This window comes from Providencia rettgeri (genome assembly GCF_001874625.1).
Lineage (GTDB): Bacteria > Pseudomonadota > Gammaproteobacteria > Enterobacterales > Enterobacteriaceae > Providencia > Providencia huashanensis.
The window spans coordinates 1,163,958-1,185,430 of the sequence record NZ_CP017671.1; the positions used below are offsets into that span (position 1 = coordinate 1,163,958).

Sequence of the window (21,473 nt, forward strand, 5' to 3'; positions counted from 1 at the left end):
AATTTTCTCTTATTAGTCCAATAGCAAATCGCTTTACGCACATTTTCAAGCGAATGATCTATGGATGATAGCATATTTAGCCAAACCATTTAGTACAAATTAACAGCCTGTTTAATTACCATACAAGTTATGTAGTTATACCCAGTTTTTTTACAGATAGAGTGTTAGGTTTACGACCCCATCCTCAAACTGAACATCAATTTCAAAGCCTAATTTTTTTGCCAAGCTGATCATATTTCTATTTTCAGGCATGGTTATTGCCGTCAATTTTTTTATACCGTGGTTACGGGTGTAATTAAGCAGCTTTTGCATTAGCTGGTAACCAAGAGTTTGCCCTTTCATATCTGAGCGCACTAATACAGCAAATTCAGCTTCTTGGTTATCTGGATCGGCCATTGCACGGGTAACGCCAATAATTTCAGGATTAGAACCTTGGTTTTTGACGGCCACGAAAGCCATTTCTCTGTCGTAATCAATTTGAGTCATGTTTGCGAGATCATCATGGGTGAATTCGCTGATCTCGCTAAAATAACGATAGTAAAGATCTTCTTTGGTGACTTGTTCGATAAAGGACTTCAGTAATGGTTCGTCTTCAGGAAGAATAGGCCGTAGCAGGCAGGTTAGGTCTTCTTTTAAGGCGATAGTTTCTTCGAGTTCGCTCGGATAAGGGCGAATAGCAAGCCTCGATGTTGTTGCACTATCTGTTGGACTTAATGTCATAGAGACATCAAGCAAGGTAAATTCGTCACCTGAAGCTAACAATGGATGAATGTCTAAACGTGTAATATTCGGGCAATCAATAATTAGATTTGAAACACGGACCAATAAGCTAGATAGCCCTAGTATATTTAAAGGTTCTAGGGCACTTCTGGATTTGATTTTATATCCTTTAATTGCATTGATTACCAGATAACGGGCCAAAGCCATATTAAGTGGCGGCAAGGCGACGGCTGCTTGGCTTTCTTGTTGCCATTCAATACCGCCTTCTCCTAACATAATTAAGGGACCAAATACGGGGTCTAATTCAACAGCAATTCTTAGCTCTTGGGCCCCAGCTCGGTTTGCCATACTTTGTACCAGTAACCCTTCAATGCGTGCATTAGGGAAATTAGTGGAAACACGCTCAATAATTGCTTTTGCGGCATCCTCGACTTCTTTCGCATTACGTAAATAAAGCATAACCCCCTGTACTTCAGATTTATGGACAATATCTGGAGAACGTAGTTTTAATGCAACGGGATAACCAATTTTTTCTGCAATTTCAATGGCCTCATCACTTGAATGGGCAATCCATGTTGGAAGGCTGTTTAAGCCATATGCCTTTAAGATAGGCTGGACTTCATGGGTATCTAAATGAAGGTTGTTGTTAGTTAATGCTTGTTGGATGTATTCATGAGCTTGCTGAGTGTTTGCCGTAATACCCACTGGGAGCGCTGGAGTTTCTTTGAGTTGTTTTTGATTACGGCGGTATTCCACCATATGCATATAGGCGGTAATAGCCCCTTCAGGAGTACGATAAGTTGGAATACCAGCTTCACTGAAAAGTCGGCGTGATTCTTGAGATGAATATTCGCCGCACCAATTGGTTAGGATGGTTAGCCATTTCCCCCTAGGGTGCTGCTTTATGGCCTTAATAATTTTTTCTGCCATTATTTTGCTTTCAGTGATCGCACTCGGTGTGTGGATCAATAACAAAGCATCGTGGTCGTGGCTATCAAGCATTTTATTTAGCACATTGATGTAGCGTTCAACCGTTGAGTCATCCCCTAAGTCGATAGGATTTTGCGTTGATAAATCAAGAGGCAATAAAGAGCTTAATTCATTTTCGGTTTCAATACTTAGCTTAGCTAGCTTACCATTGCGTAACAGTAGTTCATCTAATGCCATCGCTGCGGGTGCTGAACCATTGCTCATGATAGACAGGCGTTCCCCCCGTAATGGCGTCATATAACTTAATGTTTCTACGGCGGAAAACATTTCATGAGTGTCTTGTACACGTAAAAGCCCTGCCCGTTGGATAGCCGCATCATAGGCGGCGTCTAAGCTAGGTTTATCACCGAGTAGTTCTTGTGCTTTACGCGTACGACCACTTTTTATGACTAAAATTGGCTTATTACGTGATGCACTACGAGATGAAGACAAAAAGCGCCTTGCATCACTGATGTTCTCAAGATAAAGCAAAATAGCACTTGTTTTACTGTCCCGAGCTAAGTAATCCAATAAGTCATCGATATCGATATCGATGCTATCACCAAGGGCAATAAAGTAGGAAAAACCGATTTCTCTGTGCCTGGCCCAGTCAAGAACAGTGTTTGAGACCGCGGCAGATTGAGAGATAAAGGCGAGTTTTCCTTTTAAAATTGGAATAGGTGAAAAACTGGCATTTAGCCCTTGCCATGGGGCAAGGAAGCCTAAGCTATTTGGGCCAAGTAACCGCATTTGGTACTGTTGAGCAACTTTTTTAAGTTCATTAAATTGAATAGAAGGGGATGATAAAACAATCACAACCTTACAACCAACAGCGCCTAATTGATGCAAACAATCGATATTCCGTGAGTAATGAGTGCAAATTACAGCAAGATCAGGTTTAAGAGGGAGTTCATCAACTGATGGATAAGCAAATACACCAAGTACTGAATGACGGTTTGGGTTAACAGGAAGGATTGGCCCTTTGAAGCCACTGGTTAGGAGATTTTTCATCATCACCGAACCTGCACGGTTCGGATTTTCAGATGCCCCAATAACAACAATAGACTTTGGTCTGAATAAAGATTCTAGCTGACTCACTAAACCCATGATTGGTAACCTTCCGTTTTGCTGGAACGAACTAAAAGCTCAATAGATAAAATAGGCTGAGTAATACTTATGAATACTATGCCCTAACTTTGACTTTGCGCTAGTTTATCCTGCCAATTTAATTAATTTATACAAGCACGTTCACGTTTTATGATGATGATGATCCGAAAGTTAAAATTTCTTGGTACTACGTGCGTAAAATAAATTAAAAAATTACCCAAAAATAGTTAGAGCGAGGTTTCATTTAGCATCATTTGTGCCATTGGATGGTGAGGTTTACCTTCAAGATATTTGTGGCGAAATAGGTTGAAGTGGCTGAACAATTGTTGAGATGCGTTGGTATCCCCAGCTAATTCTAAAACTGTTGCAGCAACTTCCGCTGTACAGTGTTGTTCTTCCCTTGATGGCGTCCGTAATAAATAATCAGTTCTTGCTTTGGTATTGATTGAAAGCATTGGAAGATTATTGAGATAAGGGCTTTTTCGAAACATTTTACGGGCTTCAGGCCAAGTGCCATCCAATAAAATAAACAACGGGGGTTTTTCAGAGATATTTGGTTGATTTACCACGGTGCGTTCACTTTCAGCGTAGCTCTCTGGAAAAATAAGATATGGTTGTTTTGTGGTGTCTTGTAATATAGCTAATAACTGCGCGTCCGGTTCAGTCCTTGACCATTGGAATGCGAGGGTATTAGGCAAAATATCTGCAATCAATTTCCCAGTATTACTTGGTTTAAATACTTCGCCATCAAACATAATTAAGCAAAATTGGCTTTTTGCTTGTGATGATACCGTGTCTTTGCATAAGCATTGTGGAACAGGTAACAAGCAATATTCACAGCGTTTTACTCGACAACCTCTGGCTTTAAAAGGCTTAGTTGATAATGCAAGGCGCTGCTGGCGAAGGTGATAAACTGCATTCGGGGTCATGGTTAATTAAGGTTTTTAGGGGATTTAAAATGAGGGGCTTATTGTACGCAAAACGATTTCTATACGATAGAAGTATATTCAATAAGTTTTCGGTGAGATAATAGCGTGAATCGGTGGCGTAGCCTTGCAACATCATGTAATCTTCGCGCCATAGCTTAGTAGGGGATAGTGATGAACGACTCGAATGAATTTAGTGGTAAAAACGGCAAAGTAAAAGTGATGTATGTCCGTAGTGAAGAAGCGGACAACAATAAAAATAATGATAAACGCCGTGGCGGTCGTGACGGAGGGCGTGACGATAGACGTGGTAATGATAAACGCAGTAATGACCGACGTGATGGAAGAAATGACCGTGGTGGGCGCCCTAATCGTCCGGAGCGTCGTTCTGATAGCCGCGATGATGTATCTCGTGAGCGTTCACCATGGCGCACTGTTTCTAAACCAGATAGCGAAGAACTGGTTAACGACCATGGTGGAATTGCGGGTAAAAGCCAAATAGACCCAGAGCAATTACGTAAGCAACGTCAGGAAGAAACGCGTATCTATGGTGAAAACGCATGCCAAGCTATGTTTAAGAACCGGCCTGATGCGATTGTTCGTGCGTGGTTCTTACAATCTGTGACGCCACGTTTTCGTGATGCATTAAAATGGATGGCGGCAAACCGTAAAGCTTACCATGTTGTTGATGATGAAGAGTTATCAAAGGCATCGGGCACTGAACACCATGGTGGTGTCTGTTTTATCATCAAAAAGCGTGGTGGAATGAGCGCAGATGCTTATATACAGCAAGCGGCAGAGAAAGATTGTGTATTAGCACTAGAAGATGTAGGTAACCCACATAACCTAGGCGGAATGATGCGTAGCTGTGCCCACTTCGGTGTGAAAGGCGTTATTCTGCAAGATGCTGGCATGCTAGAGTCTGGTGCAGCAATTCGTACCGCAGAAGGCGGCGCTGAGCATATTAAAGCGATTGATGCTGACGGTTTAACCTCAACGTTGGATAAATTTCGTCAAGCAGGTTATACCATTGTGACTACCTCTAGCCATAAAGGAAGCCTAGATTTAGCGAAAGCTAAGTTACCCGCTAAAATGGTCTTAGTATTAGGCCAAGAAAGTGATGGCTTAAGTGATAGCGCGTGGGATCAAGGGGATATGAGTCTGTATATTGGCGGTACAGGTAAAGTAGAAAGCTTGAACGTGTCTGTTGCAACTGGAATTATGTTGGCGCAATGGTGGCAGCAAAACCAAGTTAAGTAATAGCGCACTGAGTAAAAATTAAATCCAGGCTAGCTAAATATAAAGCTAGTTCTGGATTTATATTTAGCTCGTATAAAGTGAGAGCTAACTTAACAATTTATTGATTCAATAAATTCTAAATATTGGGTCATTTGTTTATCCGTAATATTCCCTTCAGGTGATAATTCAGTTAGTCCTTTTTCGTCATATGTTTCGGTACCATAAAACCCAAAAAAGCCGCCCCATTTAGCATTAATGTATAAGACGGTAACTTCGAACGGCCGCAATATCTCAGCGAGTGTATACTGATATTTTCCTTCAGCATGGTAGTCCTCATCCCTAATTCCAGCGGTAACGGCTAAAGCGATCGTTTTTTCTTTCAGTCTGTCGTGACTTTGTGAACCATATGCCCACCCATAAGTAAATACATCGTCTAGCCATTTTTTAAGTAATGGCGGAGAGTTAAACCAATAAATAGGAAATTGTAAGATCACATTGTCATGGGCTTCAATTAACGCTTGCTCTCTAGCAACATCAATATTCCAATCTGGATAAGCTTCATAAATATTATGGATCGTAAAGTCATTGGTTTGTTTGGCGGCTTGTTCTAATAGATGACGATTAATAACAGAGTCTTGCATATTAGGATGAGCGACGACGATTAAAGTTTTCACTAAATTATTCCTTTGTTTGAAAGTATTGGCAGTATAAAATCCAATTTCAAAAAAGAAAATACGCACACTGACGACACATACTTACCTAAAGGATAGTGATAATATGAAAAATAGAGAGGAAATATTATGTGCTTTGAGTGGTATTAACCCGCAAGAAACTGGCTTCGGGTATACGCTTTCCGTGATCAATGGCAAATATAAAATGATCATTTTGTATTGGTTAGCCCAACATAAAGAAGTGATCCGTTTTAATGAGTTACAACGTTGTATCGGAACGATTACTTACAAGACATTAAGTTCGACGCTTAAAGAGTTAGAAAAAGATGGTTTAGTATTTAGAGAGGAATACCCTCAAATCCCCCCTAAAGTAGAATATAGTTTAACTCCCCGAGGAAAAACGTTAATTCCAGTTCTCAATATGATGTGTGAGTGGGGGGAACAAATACGTGACGAAATAGCAAATTAAAAGTCATGCGGGCTTAACTTCTATTATGGGGGGTATTTTTAGCAATAGCCGATTAATTATTTATGGCTTAATGAGTTTCACTCGTTGAGTTGTTATTGCGCTATAAGCCTATGACTGAGCAAATATGTAATATTTTTTGTATAAAGAATATTATTTATGCAATAAGCAAACTAGCTCAGTTAATTTAGGGGCTAAAAATTCCTCTTCGGAATAATTACATGAATAAGCTTCTAGTAAATGATTTGCGAATTGAATAAGGTCTAAACGGGTTAATGGTGTTACTTTTGTCACGATTTTATAAGCTGCAGAAATTTCATTTAAACTGATGCAGTATTCATAATAGCCTGTTTCGATGGCTTGAGTAATTTCTTGTGGAACACAAGTAAAATCAAGGTCATCAGCTTCAAGTTTTAGCTGCAGATAAGCCTGAACATCGTCCAATATATCGAAAGGGTAAATTTCTTGGTATTGATTGACATAGCAAATAAGTTTTTTGCGGTATTGCTCTGCTTGGAAGTCATCTAAGGTGTTGATCAGTTCTACTAGCTGGCTATTTTCAACCCATGATTTCATGATAATTTACCTGAGCAATCTGATTAGTGAATTAGTGTATTGGTTAGAAAGGCGATAAGCAAAAAAATAACCCCACATAAAAAGTGGGGCTAGGATGATAAAGCGGGGGCTAATGTGCACCACCACCTTTTGAACCTGCACCGAATGGAGGTTTTGCAAACCAAACAATGACCATTAATAAGATAAAAATCCCTGCGGATAACCAAAAGATCTCATTTGCGGAGATAATAAGCCCTTGGTCTGTAATGGTTTTCGCTAAATATGCAGCACTTTGTTGCTCATTCAAACCAATCTTTGCCAGTTCATGATACATATATTGGGCATTAGGGTTGTAAGGGTTGACAAACTCTGTGAGGTTTTCATGGTGCATTGATTCCCTTTGTGTCCACATCGTGGTAGTAATCGATGTCCCTATTGCCCCTGCTAATGTACGGGTAAAGTTGGATAGGCTGGATGCTGAAGCCATTTTCTCAGGCGGTAGGCCTGATAAGGTAATGGTTGTTAGTGGCATAAAGAAACAGGCGATGGCTAGGCCTTGTACAAATTGTGGCCATGCTGCTGCTGCGAAACTCATATCCGGTTCAAAGGTATAAGCTCGCCAATAGTAACAAACAGCATAGATAATAAAGCTGAATGTAACCAGATAGCGCATGTCAATTCGGTTACCAAAACGACCAATTATTGGGGTAATTAACAAGGGTAATAAACCAACGGGTGCAGAAGCCAAGCCTGCCCATGTTGCGGTATAGCCGTAAACCTCCTGCAATAATTGGGGCAGTAATACAATGGTCCCAAAATATAGCATGTAAGCGAGGCTTAGGGATAAGCAGCCAATAGTAAAATTCCGTTCTTTAAATAGTGAAAGGTCAATTACGGGGTGTTCATCCGTGAGCTCCCATACGATCAGGAAAGCAATAGCAACAACGGCAATTATGGTCAAAACAATAATTTCGGTAGAGTTAAACCAATCGAGTTCTTTGCCTTGGTCAAGCATGATTTGTAATGCACCAATCCCTACTACAAGCAATACTAAACCAATAGTATCAATGCGTTGTATCGATATTTTTGTTTCACGACCTTTTAGTGTTTTCATGATGGCAAAAATAATCGCGATACTAAATGGTACGTTGATAAAAAATATCCAGCCCCAATGATAGTTGTCACTAATGTACCCACCAAGAATTGGCCCGCAAATAGGCGCAATGACAATGGTCATTGACCAAAGAGCTAATGCCATATTTCGCTTAGCTGGTGGGTAGTTATTAAGAAGCAGGCTCTGAGATAATGGGATCAGTGGTCCCGCAACTAAGCCTTGTAATACACGGAATAAAATTAGCATTTCTAAACTACTAGAAATGCCACATAGCCATGAAGTTAAAGCAAATAGCCCTGTCGACCACAAAAATAATCTTACTTCGCCTATCCGGCGAGCTAGCCAGCCAGTGATTGGAATTGAAATTGCATTAGCGACACCAAAGGAGGTAATTACCCAAGTTCCCTGTGAGTTAGAAGCACCTAAGTTACCCGCAATAGTTGGGATCGCTACGTTAGCAATCGTAGAGTCAAGTACTTGCATAAAGGTTGCCAATGAAAGGGCAATAGTCATCCAAGCAAGTTTTGATCCTGTTAACGGTGCTGGCGTCACGGTTGCTCCCTCACTTATTTATTCCCTGAGTTATTATTAATTATCTCAGTAACTATTTTATCGGCAGGTGACATATCAACGGCTAATGCTGCAGTATGGTATGCAGGTGTATCGCGCATGCCTTTAGAAAGTACTTTGCCATCTTTATTTAAAGTATCGACGGTCACTTCAGTTGATAACCCTATGCGCAGGGGATGCTCTTCAACTTGATTAGCATCTAAGGCGATACGAACGGGGAGACGTTGTACGACTTTGATCCAATTACCGCTCGCATTTTGTGCGGGGAGTAATGAAAATGCACTTCCTGTCCCCATATCTAAACCGACGACGGTTCCATTGAAAACAATATCTTTACCGTAGAAATCAGTGGTGACCTTTGCAGTTTGGCCAATACGCATATCCGCAAGTTGAGTTTCTTTAAAATTAGCGTCAATCCACATGCCACTAGAAGGGACGATAGCCATTAATGGTGTTGAAGGCGTAATCTGTGAACCTACTTGTACACTGCGGCGGGAAACATAACCATCGACGGGGCTGACGATTTTAGTTCGTTGTAAGGTTAACCAAGCGTTTCTCACTTGTGTTGCGGCTTGTTCTACAGCGGGTTGTTTTGCTATTGGGGTGTTAAGAACAATGGCTTGATTGGCATTGTACTGTTCAATTGCCATATCTAATGCGGCTTTTGCACTGACGACAGCCTCTCTGGCATGTTGTAGTTCTTCTTTGCCGATAACATTGCTACTACCTAGAACTTCTCTGCGTTTTAAATCATTTTGTAATCGGTTAAGTTCTGAACGCTTAACGGCAATGTTCGCTTGCAATTGGCGGCTGTTAATTATGTGTTGGCGTGTTTGGCGCACACTATTGGCAAGTTCTGTTTTTGCTTTTTCAAGTGCTATTTCTGCATCCCTAGGGTCGAGCGTGACTAGCGTGGTCCCACTTTTGACGAAGTCAGTGTTATCAACATTGACCGTCATGACACTTCCAGAAACTTGAGATTGGATTTGTACTTGGTTACCTGCGACATATGCATTGTCTGTAGACTCATAATGACGAAGTACGAGATACCAGTAAACAGCCCAGCCAACGCCAATAGCAATAAAAATAATGGTTAAAAACACGAGCGCATTTCTACGTTGTCTTTTTTTATTTGGTTGGGGAGTCTGCGTTTGTTGCATTTCCTCAGGGGAACTCATACTCATATTCTCCATGTTCGATGGATAGGGATCACAATTGTTTCCAGTAGTTAGGGATTAACCACTGGAAACTAAGACTACAAATGATTTTGCTGCTCGATGGGATATCGCAAAGCATAAGAATGAAAGGATAACGAAATATTGTTAGCTGAAAAGTTTTTTTTCACCTTTGAGCGTAAGAATGCCTCAAATACATTAACCCTATAAAGATCATGGTTAATCTTTTATCGTATCCAGTTTGGTGAGTAATTTACGCATCAGCATATCCAGCTGTTGTTTTTCATTAGCATCCAAAACAGACCAAATATCAATAAGGGCGCCATGCTGAGGTGGCAATAAACCATTTAAGAATTCAGTTCCTTTCTCAGTCAAATGCAAGTGTAGGCAACGTCTGTCGTTATGGCTTTCTTTACGTTCAATCCAACCATTTTTTTCAAGCTCATCGGCTATGCGTGTGGCGTTGGTTCGTGAGGAACCGAGTGCTGCACTAAGTTCAGAGGGCTGGATACTACGGGAGTCTTTTGTATCAAGGATCATTAATGCCATGAATAAAGTTTCATTAATACCTTGAGCTCTTAACATGTTATTACGTGATTCAAGTAGCTTGCCATGAACATGCATACATAGGCGTGTTAAGAGAATTTCTTGATACGGAATCGGTGCTTCATGTGAATCTTGCTGTGCAACACGAGCGTTTAGTAGTTCTTCAGTCGGTGTAAATGAACTTTCCATTATTTGGATACCTTATTAGTTTCAGTTGGTAAGATTACAACTGTCATCAACCACCTAAATGGTATATTAAAAGATAGAATTAGCAATTATACTTACTTAATACCGTCGATTTTATTTTGATTATGATACATCATTCATAAATTTTATGAATGTAATTTACAGGTTTCAGTATAGCGTAACCAATCATTTTTGCTTTTTTAGACATGATTGGTTATGAAGCAACCAAAAATAAATCGATTTAGGCACTAAATATAATCATATAAAACAATATATAATCACATCACATTAACTCAATACCACTTTTTTTATTACTCAATAATTACAAGTTAGATGGAACATTTTAATTATTACGTATAAATACCGAGTTTTGTTTAATTTATATATTATTCTATGTGTTAATAATTGCCATAACTAACTATTAGTATACCTTTTAATTAAGATATAGTATTTGTTTAACAGTGTCATTTGCTAACTTTCGCCTTAGTTATTATAACAAATAAAACTATTTAATGAATATATGAATATTTATTAATTCAATATTCAAAATATTTATTTGATAAACTTATAGGGTATCACTTTGATATGTTAGGTTTGTTTATGTGTTAAAGCACTGCAGCTAGCATTTTGTCTGAAATGTTAGCTGCGTTTTTATCTGCAGAAACGTTATTGATCCTGCGCGGTGATGGTAGGGTCAAAACGAATACCAATTGCCCAAATAATTAAACTGATTGCAGTTAAGATAACACCGGAAATGGCTACGCCTTCCCATCCTGCATGTTCATAAGCATAACCCGAAAGTAGTGAGCCTAGCGCTCCACCAATAAAATAACTGGTCATATAACCGGCAGTAAGCCGATTACGAGCCTCTGGTAAAATACGGTATAACGTACTTTGACTTGTTACGTGAACAGCTTGTACTGCAAGGTCGAGAACTAAGACGCCAATAATAAATGCAACGAGAGAGTGTTTAGCTAACCCTATAGGTATCCACGATAACAACAACAAAACGAGCCCAATTGTGGTCAGGAGTTTACCTTTCCCTTTATCAACAAGATGTCCTGCCTGAGATGCCATGAATGCTCCAGCAGCCCCAACCAGACCAAATAAGCCAATAGTGCCTTCAGAGTAATTAAACGGTGGGCTTGCCAATAAAAAAGCCATCGCTGTCCATAGTAAACCAAAATTAGCAAATGAAAGTGCTCCGAGCGAGGCTCTTACGGCAAGCACGGGAGTACCAAAAAATAAGCGACCGATAGAGCCAAGTAACTGAAAATAGTTCAGATTGGTTTTTTGGTGATAGCGAGGCAATTTGATGGCTAGCACAATCATCAATAGGATCAATAAAGCGAAAGCTACCCAATAGATAGCTCTCCAGCCACCCACCATGGCGACAGCCCCTGAAACTGTCCTTGCAAGTAAAATCCCAAGCAGTAACCCACTCATAATGATACCAACCGCTTTACCGCGTTGATGTGGTTTGGCGATAGATGCTGCTAGTGGAATAAGTACTTGAGCGACCACTGAAAATAAACCAGTGAGAGCTGTACCTAATAATATTTGCCATACATGATTTGATAAAGCTGTAATTAGGAGACCTAACGCGGAAAGAAAGGTCATAACCAAAATTAAGCGTTTACGTTCAAATAAATCCCCTAAAGGGACTAAAAATAGTAAACCAGCAGCGTACCCCAACTGGGCAGCGGTCACAATAAACCCAGCCATATTGGTGGTAAGGTTAAATTGCTCGGCAATAGTCTCTAACAGAGGTTGAGCATAGTAATTACTAGCGACAACTAAACCTGTCGAAATTGCCATTAAAATGGTTAGGCCAGTAGTGAGTTCAGCCGTTTGTGGTTGTTTCATTTTTTATTACCAATCATCAATTAGGCAAATACTATAAACAAAATTCAAAAGCTTGGTTTATTTCTTTTCGCTATTTATAAAAAAAACCATCTTCAAGAAGAAGATGGTTTTTAGTTTTTGCTCAGTAGTTTAACTTATTTGGCAGCTTGTTTTGCTTCTTCAACCCAGCCATCGAAAGTGGATTGGTGTGCTTTAATCCATCCATTCACATGGCGTTCAATATCAGCTTGAGAAGCTTCTCCATTATGCATCCTTAAGTTTTGCGCATTCACATCGGCAATAGGTAATTTCATAATGGAAAACAATTTCGCCGCAGCAGGGTTATCGGCAGCCCATTTTTTATTCGCTACAATGTGCATTGTGTTTGGTGGGAAACCATAGTTTTTGCCATTAGGAAGCGTAGTATCTGTTTTTTCACCATTCGGCATTGCCGAGAAAGGCACTTCTAACCAAACTACATCACGGCCTGGTTTTAACACATCACTGATCCAGTAAGGGGTCCAGGTATAGTAGAAAATAGGTTTCCCTTCTTTGTAGCGCGTGATGGTATCGGCCATCATAGCCGCGTAGTTTCCTTGATTGTGATCGATAGATTTTTCAAGGTCGTAAGCTTTTAAATGTGTATTGATCGCAGCTTCACAGCCCCAACCGGGGTTACAGCCAGTTAAGTCCGCTTTACCGTTACCGTTAGAGTCAAATAATTTTGCGATTTTTGGGTCTTTTAATTGCTCAATGTTGGTAATGTTATATTTATCAGCGGTTTTTTTATCAATTAAATAGCCTTGTGCTGCATTGACAACATAGTCCCCTTGGCGATAAAAGGCTTTATCACCACCGGCAGCTTCATATTGTGCATCATGTAAAGGTACCCAACTTACGGCTAGGAAAGTTGCGTCTCCATTGGCAATAGAGGAATAGGCAACGTTGTAATCCACTTCTTTGATAGGGTTAATATCATAGCCGAGCTTTTCAAGGGCTTTTGAGACAATTAAGGTTTGGAATGTTTCCTCACTGATGGTGCTTTGTACAGGGTTTATTTTAATTCCTTTACCCGGTAATGACTCCGCATACGCGAGTGAAGAGCTAAGAATAGCAGTCAGGGCAGTTGCAAGAATAATTGGCTTTCTCATTATGTTTATCCTTCTATTTTGGTTCGTCGCTTGGCTTTGCAAGCGAAGAGCCAAATAATGGCTCTATCGTGGATGGAGGATGTGTTGAACGTGTTTATTTTTTACTGAATGGGCGAGTGATTAACCCAATAGGGCCTTTTTGATACCAGCGTGATAGTGCTTTGCCACGTGTATCTTGGCCTAACGATTGTGTAAAGCGGTCTAATACGATAGCAAGGATTACGATCCCAACCCCACCAACAGAGGCTAATCCCATATCTAAGCGTCCTATCCCGCGTAGTACCATTTGTCCTAAGCCCCCGACAGCAATCATAGAGGCGATCACCACCATGGATAGTGCTAACATCAATGTTTGGTTTACCCCTGCCATAATTGTCGGCATAGCTAAAGGTAACTGGACTTTGAATAGCATTTGGCTAGGGCTGGCTCCGAATGACTCTGCGGCTTCAATTAAGTCTGCTGGGACTTGTTTAATACCTAAAATGGTTAAACGAATGATCGGGGGTAATGCAAAAATAATGGTGACCACCACGCCAGGTACATTACCAATACCAAATAACATCACAATGGGGACTAGGTAGACAAACGCGGGTGTTGTTTGCATGGCATCGAGTAGTGGACGGACTACTTTTGCTGCTCTATCACTACGTGCAAGCCATATTCCGAGGGGTAACCCGATAACAATACAAAATAACAGAGACGTTAATACTAATGATAATGTGACCATGGCTTCTGACCATGCTCCGATTGCCCCGATAACAATCATTGAAACGAATGTTGCAATACCCATTGCTCTTCCTGCGAATTGCCATGCTAATAAAGCAAATAAAATAATGGCGACGGGGGAGGGCAGGGAGGTTAAAAATTGCTCGAACCCACTGAGAATAAAATCAATTGGTGCACGAATAGCTTGGAATACTGGGCGAAAATTTTGTACTACCCAATCAATACCGTGAGTTACCCACGAATCTAATGGTAACAATGTGTGCTGAAATGGGTCCATAAAGTTAAATTGATCAATTGATACGCCATCTGTTGGCGCTGCATCTAACCAGTCGTTGCTGCCAGATTCCGCTGGTGCATCTGTTGTTGGGGCATTACCCCATGGGTCATCTGAAGATGTTTGGCTATTATCGGAGCTCGCAGCCCATGGATCATCAGCAGCAGTTTCTGGGGTTTGTGTTGGGGCTTCTTGCACTGAAGCATCCGCCCATGGATCTTGCTGGTTAGTTGTTTGTTCTTGATTATGTTTACTCATTTGGCGTCTCCTTATCCAGTGCTTGCAACAGCATTCCTTTCGAAATTACCCCCAAATAACGATTTTTTTCGTTAATGACTGGTACCGCACAAGGAGCTTGCGCTACAGTTGAGATAACTTCATTCAAAGATGTATCGCCTTGAATAGGCTCGATATCGGTTAAAATTGCAGATTCAATACCGGCTTTTTCACGGAGCGCTTTTTCGAGGGATTCAACAGAAACGACACCGACAAAGGTATGACCTCGAGAGATCAAATAACCATGATAGCGGTCCTCGTCATTTAGAACTTTAAGGGCAGAACGCGGACCAAAACCCGGTGCGATATGTAAAAGAGCATCAGGTCGCCGACGAGCAATATCTTTGGCACTAAAGACTTGGCTAATATCAACGCCACGGAAGAATGTTTTGACGTAATCATTCGCAGGGTTATTCAGAATTTCATCTGGAGTGCCTATTTGAACAACGACTCCCCCTTGCATGATGGCAATGCGATCACCAATTCTCATGGCTTCATCAAGGTCATGGGAAATAAAAACAACGGTGCGCTGTTTATCCCCTTGTAAAGAGAGCAACTCATCTTGCATTTCAGTTCGGATCAAGGGATCTAGCGCAGAAAAAGCCTCATCCATTAATAGGATATCAGGGTCATTGGCTAGTGCTCTTGCCAACCCTATACGTTGACGCATACCTCCTGACAGTTCATCAGGGTATGAGTTAGCCCATTTCTCTAGGTTGACTTGTTGAAGGGCATCCATTGCTTTTTTATGCCGTTCTTCTTTCGAAATACCAGAAAGTTCCATACCAAAAGCAGTGTTATCAATCACGTTCATATGCGGCATAAGTGCAAATGATTGAAACACCATACTGATTTTAGTTCGTCGAACTTCACGCAGTGCTTTGTCAGTAATACCGGAGATGTCTTCTCCATCAATCATGACTTGGCCACTTGTCGGTTCTATCAGGCGATTGAGGAGGCGTACCAACGTGGATTTCCCTGAGCCAGAAAGCCCCATCACGACAAAGATCTCGCCTTCTTCAATCGTCAGATTAACATCTTGAACACCTACGGTTAGGCCTGTTTTTTCAAAGATATCATCTTTACTCATTCCTGATTTCAGTAGCTTGAAGGCCGGATCAGGATTTTCCCCAAAAATTTTATATAAATTTTTAACTTCTAATTTTGTTGCCATATATTATTTACCCAACTTTCAATCAATAAGGAAGAATGATTGCCCATATTGAATGTGATTAATTCTGTCGTGATAGCTTAAACAATATTTTAAAATTGCGACTATCGGTTGAAAATTATTAGGGCAGAAATTCCTATTTTAGTTTAATGGGTTCGATCATTATGGTTTAAATTTAATTATTCCTGTTTTAGTTATTAGCAAAACTTGCAAGCAATAAACCCTAGCATAATAAAATCGACTGACAACCCTTGGTTAAGCATAATTAATCAAAAAAATCACATGCAGAAAAGACGAATTATTCTTGCTGATTAAAGAAATAATTAGCCTAATTCGTTAGTGCGTTAATTTAAGATCCTATATGTTAACTAACTGGTGAGACTGAATTTATTAGATAGCGCATTTAATACAATCTATTGGAGTAATAAGTTTTTAATTTATTATTAATACGGATAAAAATTAACATTTATAGTAGAAAAATAAATGTAATATACACTAGTTTATATTAATTTATCTTATCAAAAATAATTGGAATATGGATTATTTTCAAATAATTTGCCAGATTGACTCATTAAAAATGAGTAATTAAACAGATATACATATAAAAAACGAAATAAATTGTCTGTTTTTTGAGCTAAAAAATATCATGATAAATAAAATCATTATTATTCATCATGATATAGTTTTTTAGGGGGACTGCCTTAATAGATAAACTAAATTTACTGGTTTGTTAGAAGTTCCAATCATCATCCTCGGTACTTACTGCCTTCCCAATAATATAAGATGAGCCAGAGCCCGAAAAGAAATCATGGTTTTCATTCGCATCTGGGGATAATGCGGATAATATTGCAGCACTAACATCTGTCACTGTATCTGGGAATAATGCTTCATAACCTAAATTCATTAATGCTTTATTCGCATTATAATGAAGGAATTTTTTTACATCTTCTGACCAACCCACCGAGTCATACAGTTCTTGCGTATACTTAACTTCATTTTCATATAAATCAAGTAATAATGAAAAAGTGAAATCTTTAATTTCTTTTTGTACTTCATTATCATATTGTTGTAATGAATTTTGAAATTTATAGCCAATATAATATCCATGTACAGCTTCATCCCTAATAATTAATCGAATGAGGTCTGCGGTATTAGTTAATTTACCTCGACTTGACCAATACATAGGTAAATAAAACCCTGAATAAAAAAGGAATGATTCTAAAAACACACTCGCAATTTTTTTCTTCAGTGGATGTGAATTGCAATAATAAGAAAGGATGATTTTGGCTTTATTCTGTAACGCTGTATTTTCTTCACTCCAACGGTATGCGTCATCGACATCAGTGGTCGAGCACAATGTTGAAAATATTGAGCTATAAGACCGAGCGTGTACCGCTTCCATGAAGCTAATATTAGATAATACGGCTTCTTCATGAGGGGTTTGAGCATCAGGCATTAAACAAGGAGCACCAACCGTATTTTGGATGGTATCGAGTAACGTTAAGCCAGTGAATACTCGAATAGTGAGCTGTTTTTCTGCCGCAGTAAGCGTGTTCCAAGATGGTGTGTCATTGGAGAGCGGGATTTTTTCAGGTAACCAAAAGTTGGTGGTTAACCGGTTCCAAACTTCTAAATCTTTATCGTCTTGAAGTCGGTTCCAGTTGATAGCTTTAACAGGTGTATAAGATGTGCTGGTGGTCATTTGATTTTTTCCTATTACAGAGTGCAAGATACGCAGCCTTCGACTTCGGTTCCTTCTAGGGCGGTTTGGCGTAACCTAATGTAATACAGTGTTTTTATCCCTTTTCGCCATGCATATATTTGCGCACGATTGATATCGCGGGTAGTGGCATCATCTTTAAAAAATAGGGTTAAAGATAAACCTTGGTCAACATGTTGAGTGGCCATTGCATAGGTATCAATAATTTTTTCTGGCCCGATTTGGTAAGCATCTTGGTAATACTCTAGATTTTTGTTATCCATAAAAGGAGCTGGGTAGTAGACGCGCCCAATTTTACCTTCTTTACGAATTTCTATTCGTGAAACGATAGGATGAATGCTAGATGTTGAATTATTAATATAGGAAATTGAACCTGTCGGAGGGATAGCTTGCAGATTCTGGTTGTAAATTCCGTGGGTCATAATTGACTGTTTCAAGGCTAGCCAATCTTCACGACTTGGAATTTCGATACCCGAACGTCGGAATAATTCCTGCACATTCTGTGTCTTTGGTAACCAAAGGTTGTTGATATATTTATCGAAATATTCACCAGAGGCATATGTAGAGTGTTCAAAGCCAACAAATGCAGTTTTTCTTTCTCTGGCTAATTGGTTGGATGTTTTTAGCGCATAATAAGTGACACAGTAAAAATAAATATTGGTAAAATCCAACGCTTCTTCAGAACCATAATGAATATGCTCCCTTGCAAGGTAGCCATGTAAATTCATTTGCCCTAAGCCAATGGCATGGGATTGGCGGTTACCTTGTGCAATAGAAGGGACTGAGCGTATATCACTCATATCTGAAACTGCACTTAAAGCCCGCACAGCAGCCTCAATAGACTGAGCAAAATTAGGGGAGTCCATTGTTTTAGCGATATTCATTGAACCTAAGTTACAGCTAATATCTTTACCAATCTGTTGGTAGCTTAAATCATCTTCATAAGTACTAGGGCGATTAACTTGCAGTATTTCCGAACACAAGTTGCTCATATTAATTCGCCCTGCGATTGGGTTGGCCCGGTTGGCAGTGTCCTCGAAGAGAATATAGGGATATCCCGATTCAAATTGAATTTCAGCTAAGGTTTGGAAAAATTCTCGCGCATTAATTTTGTATTTTTTGATTCCCTTGTTATTTACCATTTCATGGTATTTCTCTGTCACACTAATTTCGGACATTGGAACACCATATATGCGTTCAATATCATAAGGAGAGAACAAATACATATCTTGATTATCTTTTGCCAACTGGAAAGTGATATCAGGAATAACAACCCCTAGAGAAAGCGTTTTGATGCGTATTTTTTCATCGGCATTTTCCCGTTTAGTATCAAGAAAACGCATAATGTCAGGATGATGCGCGTGTAAATAAACGGCTCCGGCACCTTGACGAGCCCCTAATTGGTTAGCGTAGGAAAAGGCATCTTCTAGCATTTTCATGACAGGGACTACACCAGATGATTGATTCTCAATCAATTTTATTGGAGCGCCTTGTTCACGTAAGTTGCTCATTAAAAATGCGACACCACCGCCGCGCTTGGATAATTGTAATGCTGAATTTACGGAGCGACCGATGGATTCCATGTTGTCTTCGATTCTCAAAAGAAAACAAGAAATTAGTTCACCTCTTTGCTTTTTACCGCAATTCAGGAATGTGGGGGTAGCAGGTTGAAAACGACCGCTGATGATCTCATCCACATATAACATCGCGAGGCTTTCTGAGCCTTGTGCAAGTGTTAATGCCACCATACAGACACGATCTTCATAACGCTCTAAATAACGTTTACCATCAAAGGTTTTTAGGGTATAGCTGGTGTAATATTTGAAGGCACCTAAAAAAGTCTGGAAACGAAATTTATGCGCATAAGCTTGTTTAAATAATGATTTGATAAACTCAAAATCATATTGACCTAATACGCTACTTTCGTAATAGTTTTCTTGCACTAAGAAATCTAATTTTTCTTTTAAGTCATGAAAAAATACAGTGTTTTGATTTACATGTTGCCTAAAATAATGATGTGCAGCTTCCTTGTCTTTATCAAATTGAATGTGGCCTTTGCTATCATATAAATTCAACATAGCATTAAGTGCGTGATAGTCTATATCAGTGGTATTTTGCATTTTATCCATTTTGAAATAACTCTAGTTGTCAGTACGCTGCCAAAATATTTGAAGGCCTTGCTTAACGGATTGAACATCTTTTTCTGTGCCAAGAAGCTCAAAACGGTAAAGGTAAGGAATACGGCACTTTTGCGCGACAATATCCCCAGCAATGGCATAGGCATCGCCAAAGTTGGTGTTACCCGCAGCGATCACTCCACGGATAAGTGAGCGATTGGCTTCAATATTTAGAAATTGGATCACTTCTTTTGGGACGGCACCCTTTAAGCCTCCACCACCATAAGTAGGCAGTAACAAAACATAAGGTTTTGTTGCAATTAGGCTGTTTTCTTGGCGACCAATGGGGAGCCGTGTTGCTGGAAGGCCTAACTTTTTAACAAAGCGATGGCAATTTCCAGAACGACTGGAAAAATAGATAAGCGCTTCCGTTGCCATAAGAACCTCTAGGCCGCTAATAAGCTAATCATATCTGGACGAAACCCAGACCAATGTTTGTCCCCAGCAATGACTACTGGGACTTGTTGATAGCCTAATTTTTTAACTAGCTCAAGGGCTTGGTCATCTTGAGTGAGGTCAATTACCTGATAGGAAATTTGTTTGCGATCTAGCGCTTGGTATGTTGCATTACATTGAACGCAATTAGGCTTACTATAAATGGTAATCTCAGTCATATTATTTACCTTTTGATTTTTTAACGTGTCATAGCCAACAAGATTAATAAGTAAATACTATATATGGGTGAGTTATTTATCAACCACACAATATGTAGTGGATATGAAAAGTTGAATGATAATTATTCTAATTATTTGCTAGGTTGTTATTAACATTGAAAATAAAAAATAAGTGGATTTAGTGATTCAGTTGGTGACACTAAGAAAAAAGATTATTGCAAAGCGGAAATAATTTACTCTATAACTGTATATACAATCAGGTAATTGATTCCTTTTAAGGAGATACTATGTACCATCAATATTTAGAAACACCGGAAAAGTTTCCTAAACCGTGGATCCATATTACGGCTGATGATGACGGAATAACGAGCCTGTACTTTGTTGAAGAAAAAACAGAAAAAGAAATTAAGAATGAACACTCCAAACTTTGCGTGAAAGAGTTAAAAGAATATTTTAGTCATAAAAGAAAAGTTTTTACGGTTGCTTTAAATCCTCAGGGAACTGAGTTTCAAAAGAAAGTTTGGAAGCATTTATGTGGGATACCTTATGGTGAGCGATGGAGTTATAAGGATTTGGCTTTAAAGTTAGGTTCTGTAAATTACTGTCGTGCTGTTGGAATGGCTAATTCACGTAACCCCATTTCTTTAATTGTACCTTGTCATCGTGTATTAGGGCATGATGGAAAGCTAGTCGGTTATACTGGCGGCCTAGATATTAAAGGTTGGTTACTATTGCATGAGAAGTAATATCTAAATAATTCACTATAGCTAATACTATTAGTTGTAATAATTGCTATTTGTAAGAATTATGGGTGGAATTTGCACAGATAATACCGATAAATAATATATTTTTACTTTTTTAGTCAATTTTCGTGATCTAGGTTGTAGACAAGTAACTTAGATATCTGATGTACTGAGCCTGATACAGATGGTGTGTCTATTTTATTTTAAAGGTAATAATTTGATGTCTAAAGTTAAAGGTAACGTTAAGTGGTTCAACGAGTCTAAAGGTTTTGGTTTTATCACTCCAGAAGATGGTAGCAAAGATGTATTTGTGCACTTTTCTGCGATTGCAAGCGAAGGTTTCAAAACCTTAGCGGAAGGCCAGAAAGTCGAATTTGAAATCACTGAAGGTGCTAAAGGCCCATCTGCTGTTAACGTTGTCTCTCTGTAATTTTAATAATTAACAATTAGAAACTAACAGCTATAAACTCGCTCTGGTTAACTGGGGCGAGTTTTTTATTAAGTAGTAAAAGACAAGAGCCGGATTTAAACA

The 21,473-nt window shown here is 39.3% G+C and carries 19 protein-coding genes; 4 read left to right on the plus strand and 15 right to left on the minus strand.

Features of this window, described 5'->3' with window-relative positions:
* Positions 1-150: 150 nt before the first annotated feature.
* Positions 151-2,796 carry a bifunctional acetate--CoA ligase family protein/GNAT family N-acetyltransferase gene (locus tag RB151_RS05170; protein ID WP_048606336.1) on the minus strand — a complete coding sequence of 882 codons (2,646 nt, stop codon included), beginning with the start codon at positions 2,794-2,796 and terminating at the stop codon, positions 151-153.
* A gap of 227 nt (positions 2,797-3,023) precedes the next feature.
* Positions 3,024-3,725 (minus strand): tRNA-uridine aminocarboxypropyltransferase, encoded by a 702-nt coding sequence (locus tag RB151_RS05175; RefSeq protein WP_042848409.1) that lies wholly within the window; start codon positions 3,723-3,725, stop codon positions 3,024-3,026.
* Between the two features lie 171 nt (positions 3,726-3,896).
* Between RB151_RS05175 and RB151_RS05180 the strand changes: the two genes are divergently transcribed.
* Positions 3,897-4,982, plus strand: coding sequence for a tRNA/rRNA methyltransferase (locus RB151_RS05180; RefSeq protein ID WP_048606338.1), 1,086 nt, complete (start codon positions 3,897-3,899; stop codon positions 4,980-4,982).
* Between the two features lie 89 nt (positions 4,983-5,071).
* Here the strand turns inward: RB151_RS05180 and RB151_RS05185 are convergent, their stop codons facing one another.
* Positions 5,072-5,635, minus strand: a complete 564-nt coding sequence (locus RB151_RS05185) for an NAD(P)H-dependent oxidoreductase (protein WP_042848406.1) — start codon at positions 5,633-5,635, stop codon at positions 5,072-5,074.
* A gap of 103 nt (positions 5,636-5,738) precedes the next feature.
* Between RB151_RS05185 and RB151_RS05190 the strand changes: the two genes are divergently transcribed.
* Positions 5,739-6,101, plus strand: coding sequence for a winged helix-turn-helix transcriptional regulator (locus RB151_RS05190; protein ID WP_042848404.1), 363 nt, complete (start codon positions 5,739-5,741; stop codon positions 6,099-6,101).
* A gap of 150 nt (positions 6,102-6,251) precedes the next feature.
* Here RB151_RS05190 and RB151_RS05195 read toward each other — a convergent pair whose 3' ends face one another.
* The 12 genes from RB151_RS05195 to nrdH form a co-directional block, all read right to left on the minus strand.
* On the minus strand, positions 6,252-6,674 hold the full coding sequence (locus RB151_RS05195) for a hypothetical protein (RefSeq protein ID WP_237071512.1): 423 nt from the start codon (positions 6,672-6,674) through the stop codon (positions 6,252-6,254).
* A gap of 109 nt (positions 6,675-6,783) precedes the next feature.
* The gene (gene emrB, locus RB151_RS05200) at positions 6,784-8,280 is read right to left on the minus strand and encodes a multidrug efflux MFS transporter permease subunit EmrB (protein ID WP_048606368.1); all 1,497 of its coding nucleotides are present in this window, start codon (positions 8,278-8,280) and stop codon (positions 6,784-6,786) included.
* Positions 8,281-8,333: 53 nt separating this feature from the next.
* Positions 8,334-9,515 (minus strand): multidrug efflux MFS transporter periplasmic adaptor subunit EmrA, encoded by a 1,182-nt coding sequence (gene emrA, locus RB151_RS05205; RefSeq protein ID WP_042848400.1) that lies wholly within the window; start codon positions 9,513-9,515, stop codon positions 8,334-8,336.
* A 216-nt stretch (positions 9,516-9,731) separates the two neighbouring features.
* The gene (gene mprA / locus RB151_RS05210; protein WP_042848398.1) at positions 9,732-10,247 is read right to left on the minus strand and encodes a transcriptional repressor MprA; all 516 of its coding nucleotides are present in this window, start codon (positions 10,245-10,247) and stop codon (positions 9,732-9,734) included.
* Positions 10,248-10,910: 663 nt separating this feature from the next.
* Positions 10,911-12,110, minus strand: coding sequence for an MFS transporter (locus tag RB151_RS05215; protein WP_042848397.1), 1,200 nt, complete (start codon positions 12,108-12,110; stop codon positions 10,911-10,913).
* A gap of 134 nt (positions 12,111-12,244) precedes the next feature.
* A complete protein-coding gene (gene proX / locus RB151_RS05220; protein WP_042848394.1) occupies positions 12,245-13,240 on the minus strand; it encodes a glycine betaine/L-proline ABC transporter substrate-binding protein ProX in 996 nt (331 codons plus the stop codon).
* Positions 13,241-13,334: 94 nt separating this feature from the next.
* Positions 13,335-14,498, minus strand: a complete 1,164-nt coding sequence (proW, locus tag RB151_RS05225; protein ID WP_042848392.1) for a glycine betaine/L-proline ABC transporter permease ProW — start codon at positions 14,496-14,498, stop codon at positions 13,335-13,337.
* Positions 14,491-15,690: a glycine betaine/L-proline ABC transporter ATP-binding protein ProV gene (proV, locus tag RB151_RS05230; protein WP_042848391.1), complete on the minus strand. Its 1,200-nt coding sequence runs from the start codon at positions 15,688-15,690 to the stop codon at positions 14,491-14,493. Before proV ends, proW begins: the two co-directional genes overlap by 8 nt.
* A gap of 727 nt (positions 15,691-16,417) precedes the next feature.
* On the minus strand, positions 16,418-17,389 hold the full coding sequence (gene nrdF, locus RB151_RS05235) for a class 1b ribonucleoside-diphosphate reductase subunit beta (protein ID WP_042848390.1): 972 nt from the start codon (positions 17,387-17,389) through the stop codon (positions 16,418-16,420).
* Positions 17,390-17,403: 14 nt separating this feature from the next.
* Positions 17,404-19,536: a class 1b ribonucleoside-diphosphate reductase subunit alpha gene (gene nrdE, locus RB151_RS05240; RefSeq protein ID WP_071547823.1), complete on the minus strand. Its 2,133-nt coding sequence runs from the start codon at positions 19,534-19,536 to the stop codon at positions 17,404-17,406.
* A gap of 12 nt (positions 19,537-19,548) precedes the next feature.
* A complete protein-coding gene (gene nrdI / locus RB151_RS05245) occupies positions 19,549-19,962 on the minus strand; it encodes a class Ib ribonucleoside-diphosphate reductase assembly flavoprotein NrdI (protein ID WP_042848388.1) in 414 nt (137 codons plus the stop codon).
* An 8-nt stretch (positions 19,963-19,970) separates the two neighbouring features.
* Positions 19,971-20,198: a glutaredoxin-like protein NrdH gene (nrdH, locus tag RB151_RS05250; RefSeq protein WP_042848387.1), complete on the minus strand. Its 228-nt coding sequence runs from the start codon at positions 20,196-20,198 to the stop codon at positions 19,971-19,973.
* Between the two features lie 287 nt (positions 20,199-20,485).
* Between nrdH and RB151_RS05255 the strand changes: the two genes are divergently transcribed.
* Positions 20,486-20,944: a methylated-DNA--[protein]-cysteine S-methyltransferase gene (locus RB151_RS05255; RefSeq protein WP_042848385.1), complete on the plus strand. Its 459-nt coding sequence runs from the start codon at positions 20,486-20,488 to the stop codon at positions 20,942-20,944.
* Between the two features lie 217 nt (positions 20,945-21,161).
* Positions 21,162-21,371, plus strand: coding sequence for a transcription antiterminator/RNA stability regulator CspE (gene cspE, locus RB151_RS05260; RefSeq protein WP_014657708.1), 210 nt, complete (start codon positions 21,162-21,164; stop codon positions 21,369-21,371).
* The last annotated feature ends 102 nt before the right edge of the window (positions 21,372-21,473 follow it).

Bases quoted from the DNA above. Each gene is read 5' to 3' on its own strand.
- RB151_RS05170 (WP_048606336.1), bottom strand. From the start codon at position 2,796: ATGGGTTTAGTGAGTCAGCTAGAATCTTTATTCAGACCAAAGTCTATT.
- RB151_RS05175 (WP_042848409.1), bottom strand. From the start codon at position 3,725: ATGACCCCGAATGCAGTTTATCACCTTCGCCAGCAGCGCCTTGCATTA.
- RB151_RS05180 (WP_048606338.1), top strand. From the start codon at position 3,897: ATGAACGACTCGAATGAATTTAGTGGTAAAAACGGCAAAGTAAAAGTG.
- RB151_RS05190 (WP_042848404.1), top strand. From the start codon at position 5,739: ATGAAAAATAGAGAGGAAATATTATGTGCTTTGAGTGGTATTAACCCG.
- RB151_RS05195 (WP_237071512.1), bottom strand. From the start codon at position 6,674: ATGAAATCATGGGTTGAAAATAGCCAGCTAGTAGAACTGATCAACACC.
- emrB (WP_048606368.1), bottom strand. From the start codon at position 8,280: ATGACTATTGCCCTTTCATTGGCAACCTTTATGCAAGTACTTGACTCT.
- emrA (WP_042848400.1), bottom strand. From the start codon at position 9,515: ATGAGTTCCCCTGAGGAAATGCAACAAACGCAGACTCCCCAACCAAAT.
- mprA (WP_042848398.1), bottom strand. From the start codon at position 10,247: ATGGAAAGTTCATTTACACCGACTGAAGAACTACTAAACGCTCGTGTT.
- RB151_RS05215 (WP_042848397.1), bottom strand. From the start codon at position 12,110: ATGAAACAACCACAAACGGCTGAACTCACTACTGGCCTAACCATTTTA.
- proX (WP_042848394.1), bottom strand. From the start codon at position 13,240: ATGAGAAAGCCAATTATTCTTGCAACTGCCCTGACTGCTATTCTTAGC.
- proW (WP_042848392.1), bottom strand. From the start codon at position 14,498: ATGAGTAAACATAATCAAGAACAAACAACTAACCAGCAAGATCCATGG.
- proV (WP_042848391.1), bottom strand. From the start codon at position 15,690: ATGGCAACAAAATTAGAAGTTAAAAATTTATATAAAATTTTTGGGGAA.
- nrdF (WP_042848390.1), bottom strand. From the start codon at position 17,389: ATGACCACCAGCACATCTTATACACCTGTTAAAGCTATCAACTGGAAC.
- nrdE (WP_071547823.1), bottom strand. From the start codon at position 19,536: ATGGATAAAATGCAAAATACCACTGATATAGACTATCACGCACTTAAT.
- nrdI (WP_042848388.1), bottom strand. From the start codon at position 19,962: ATGGCAACGGAAGCGCTTATCTATTTTTCCAGTCGTTCTGGAAATTGC.
- nrdH (WP_042848387.1), bottom strand. From the start codon at position 20,198: ATGACTGAGATTACCATTTATAGTAAGCCTAATTGCGTTCAATGTAAT.
- RB151_RS05255 (WP_042848385.1), top strand. From the start codon at position 20,486: ATGTACCATCAATATTTAGAAACACCGGAAAAGTTTCCTAAACCGTGG.
- cspE (WP_014657708.1), top strand. From the start codon at position 21,162: ATGTCTAAAGTTAAAGGTAACGTTAAGTGGTTCAACGAGTCTAAAGGT.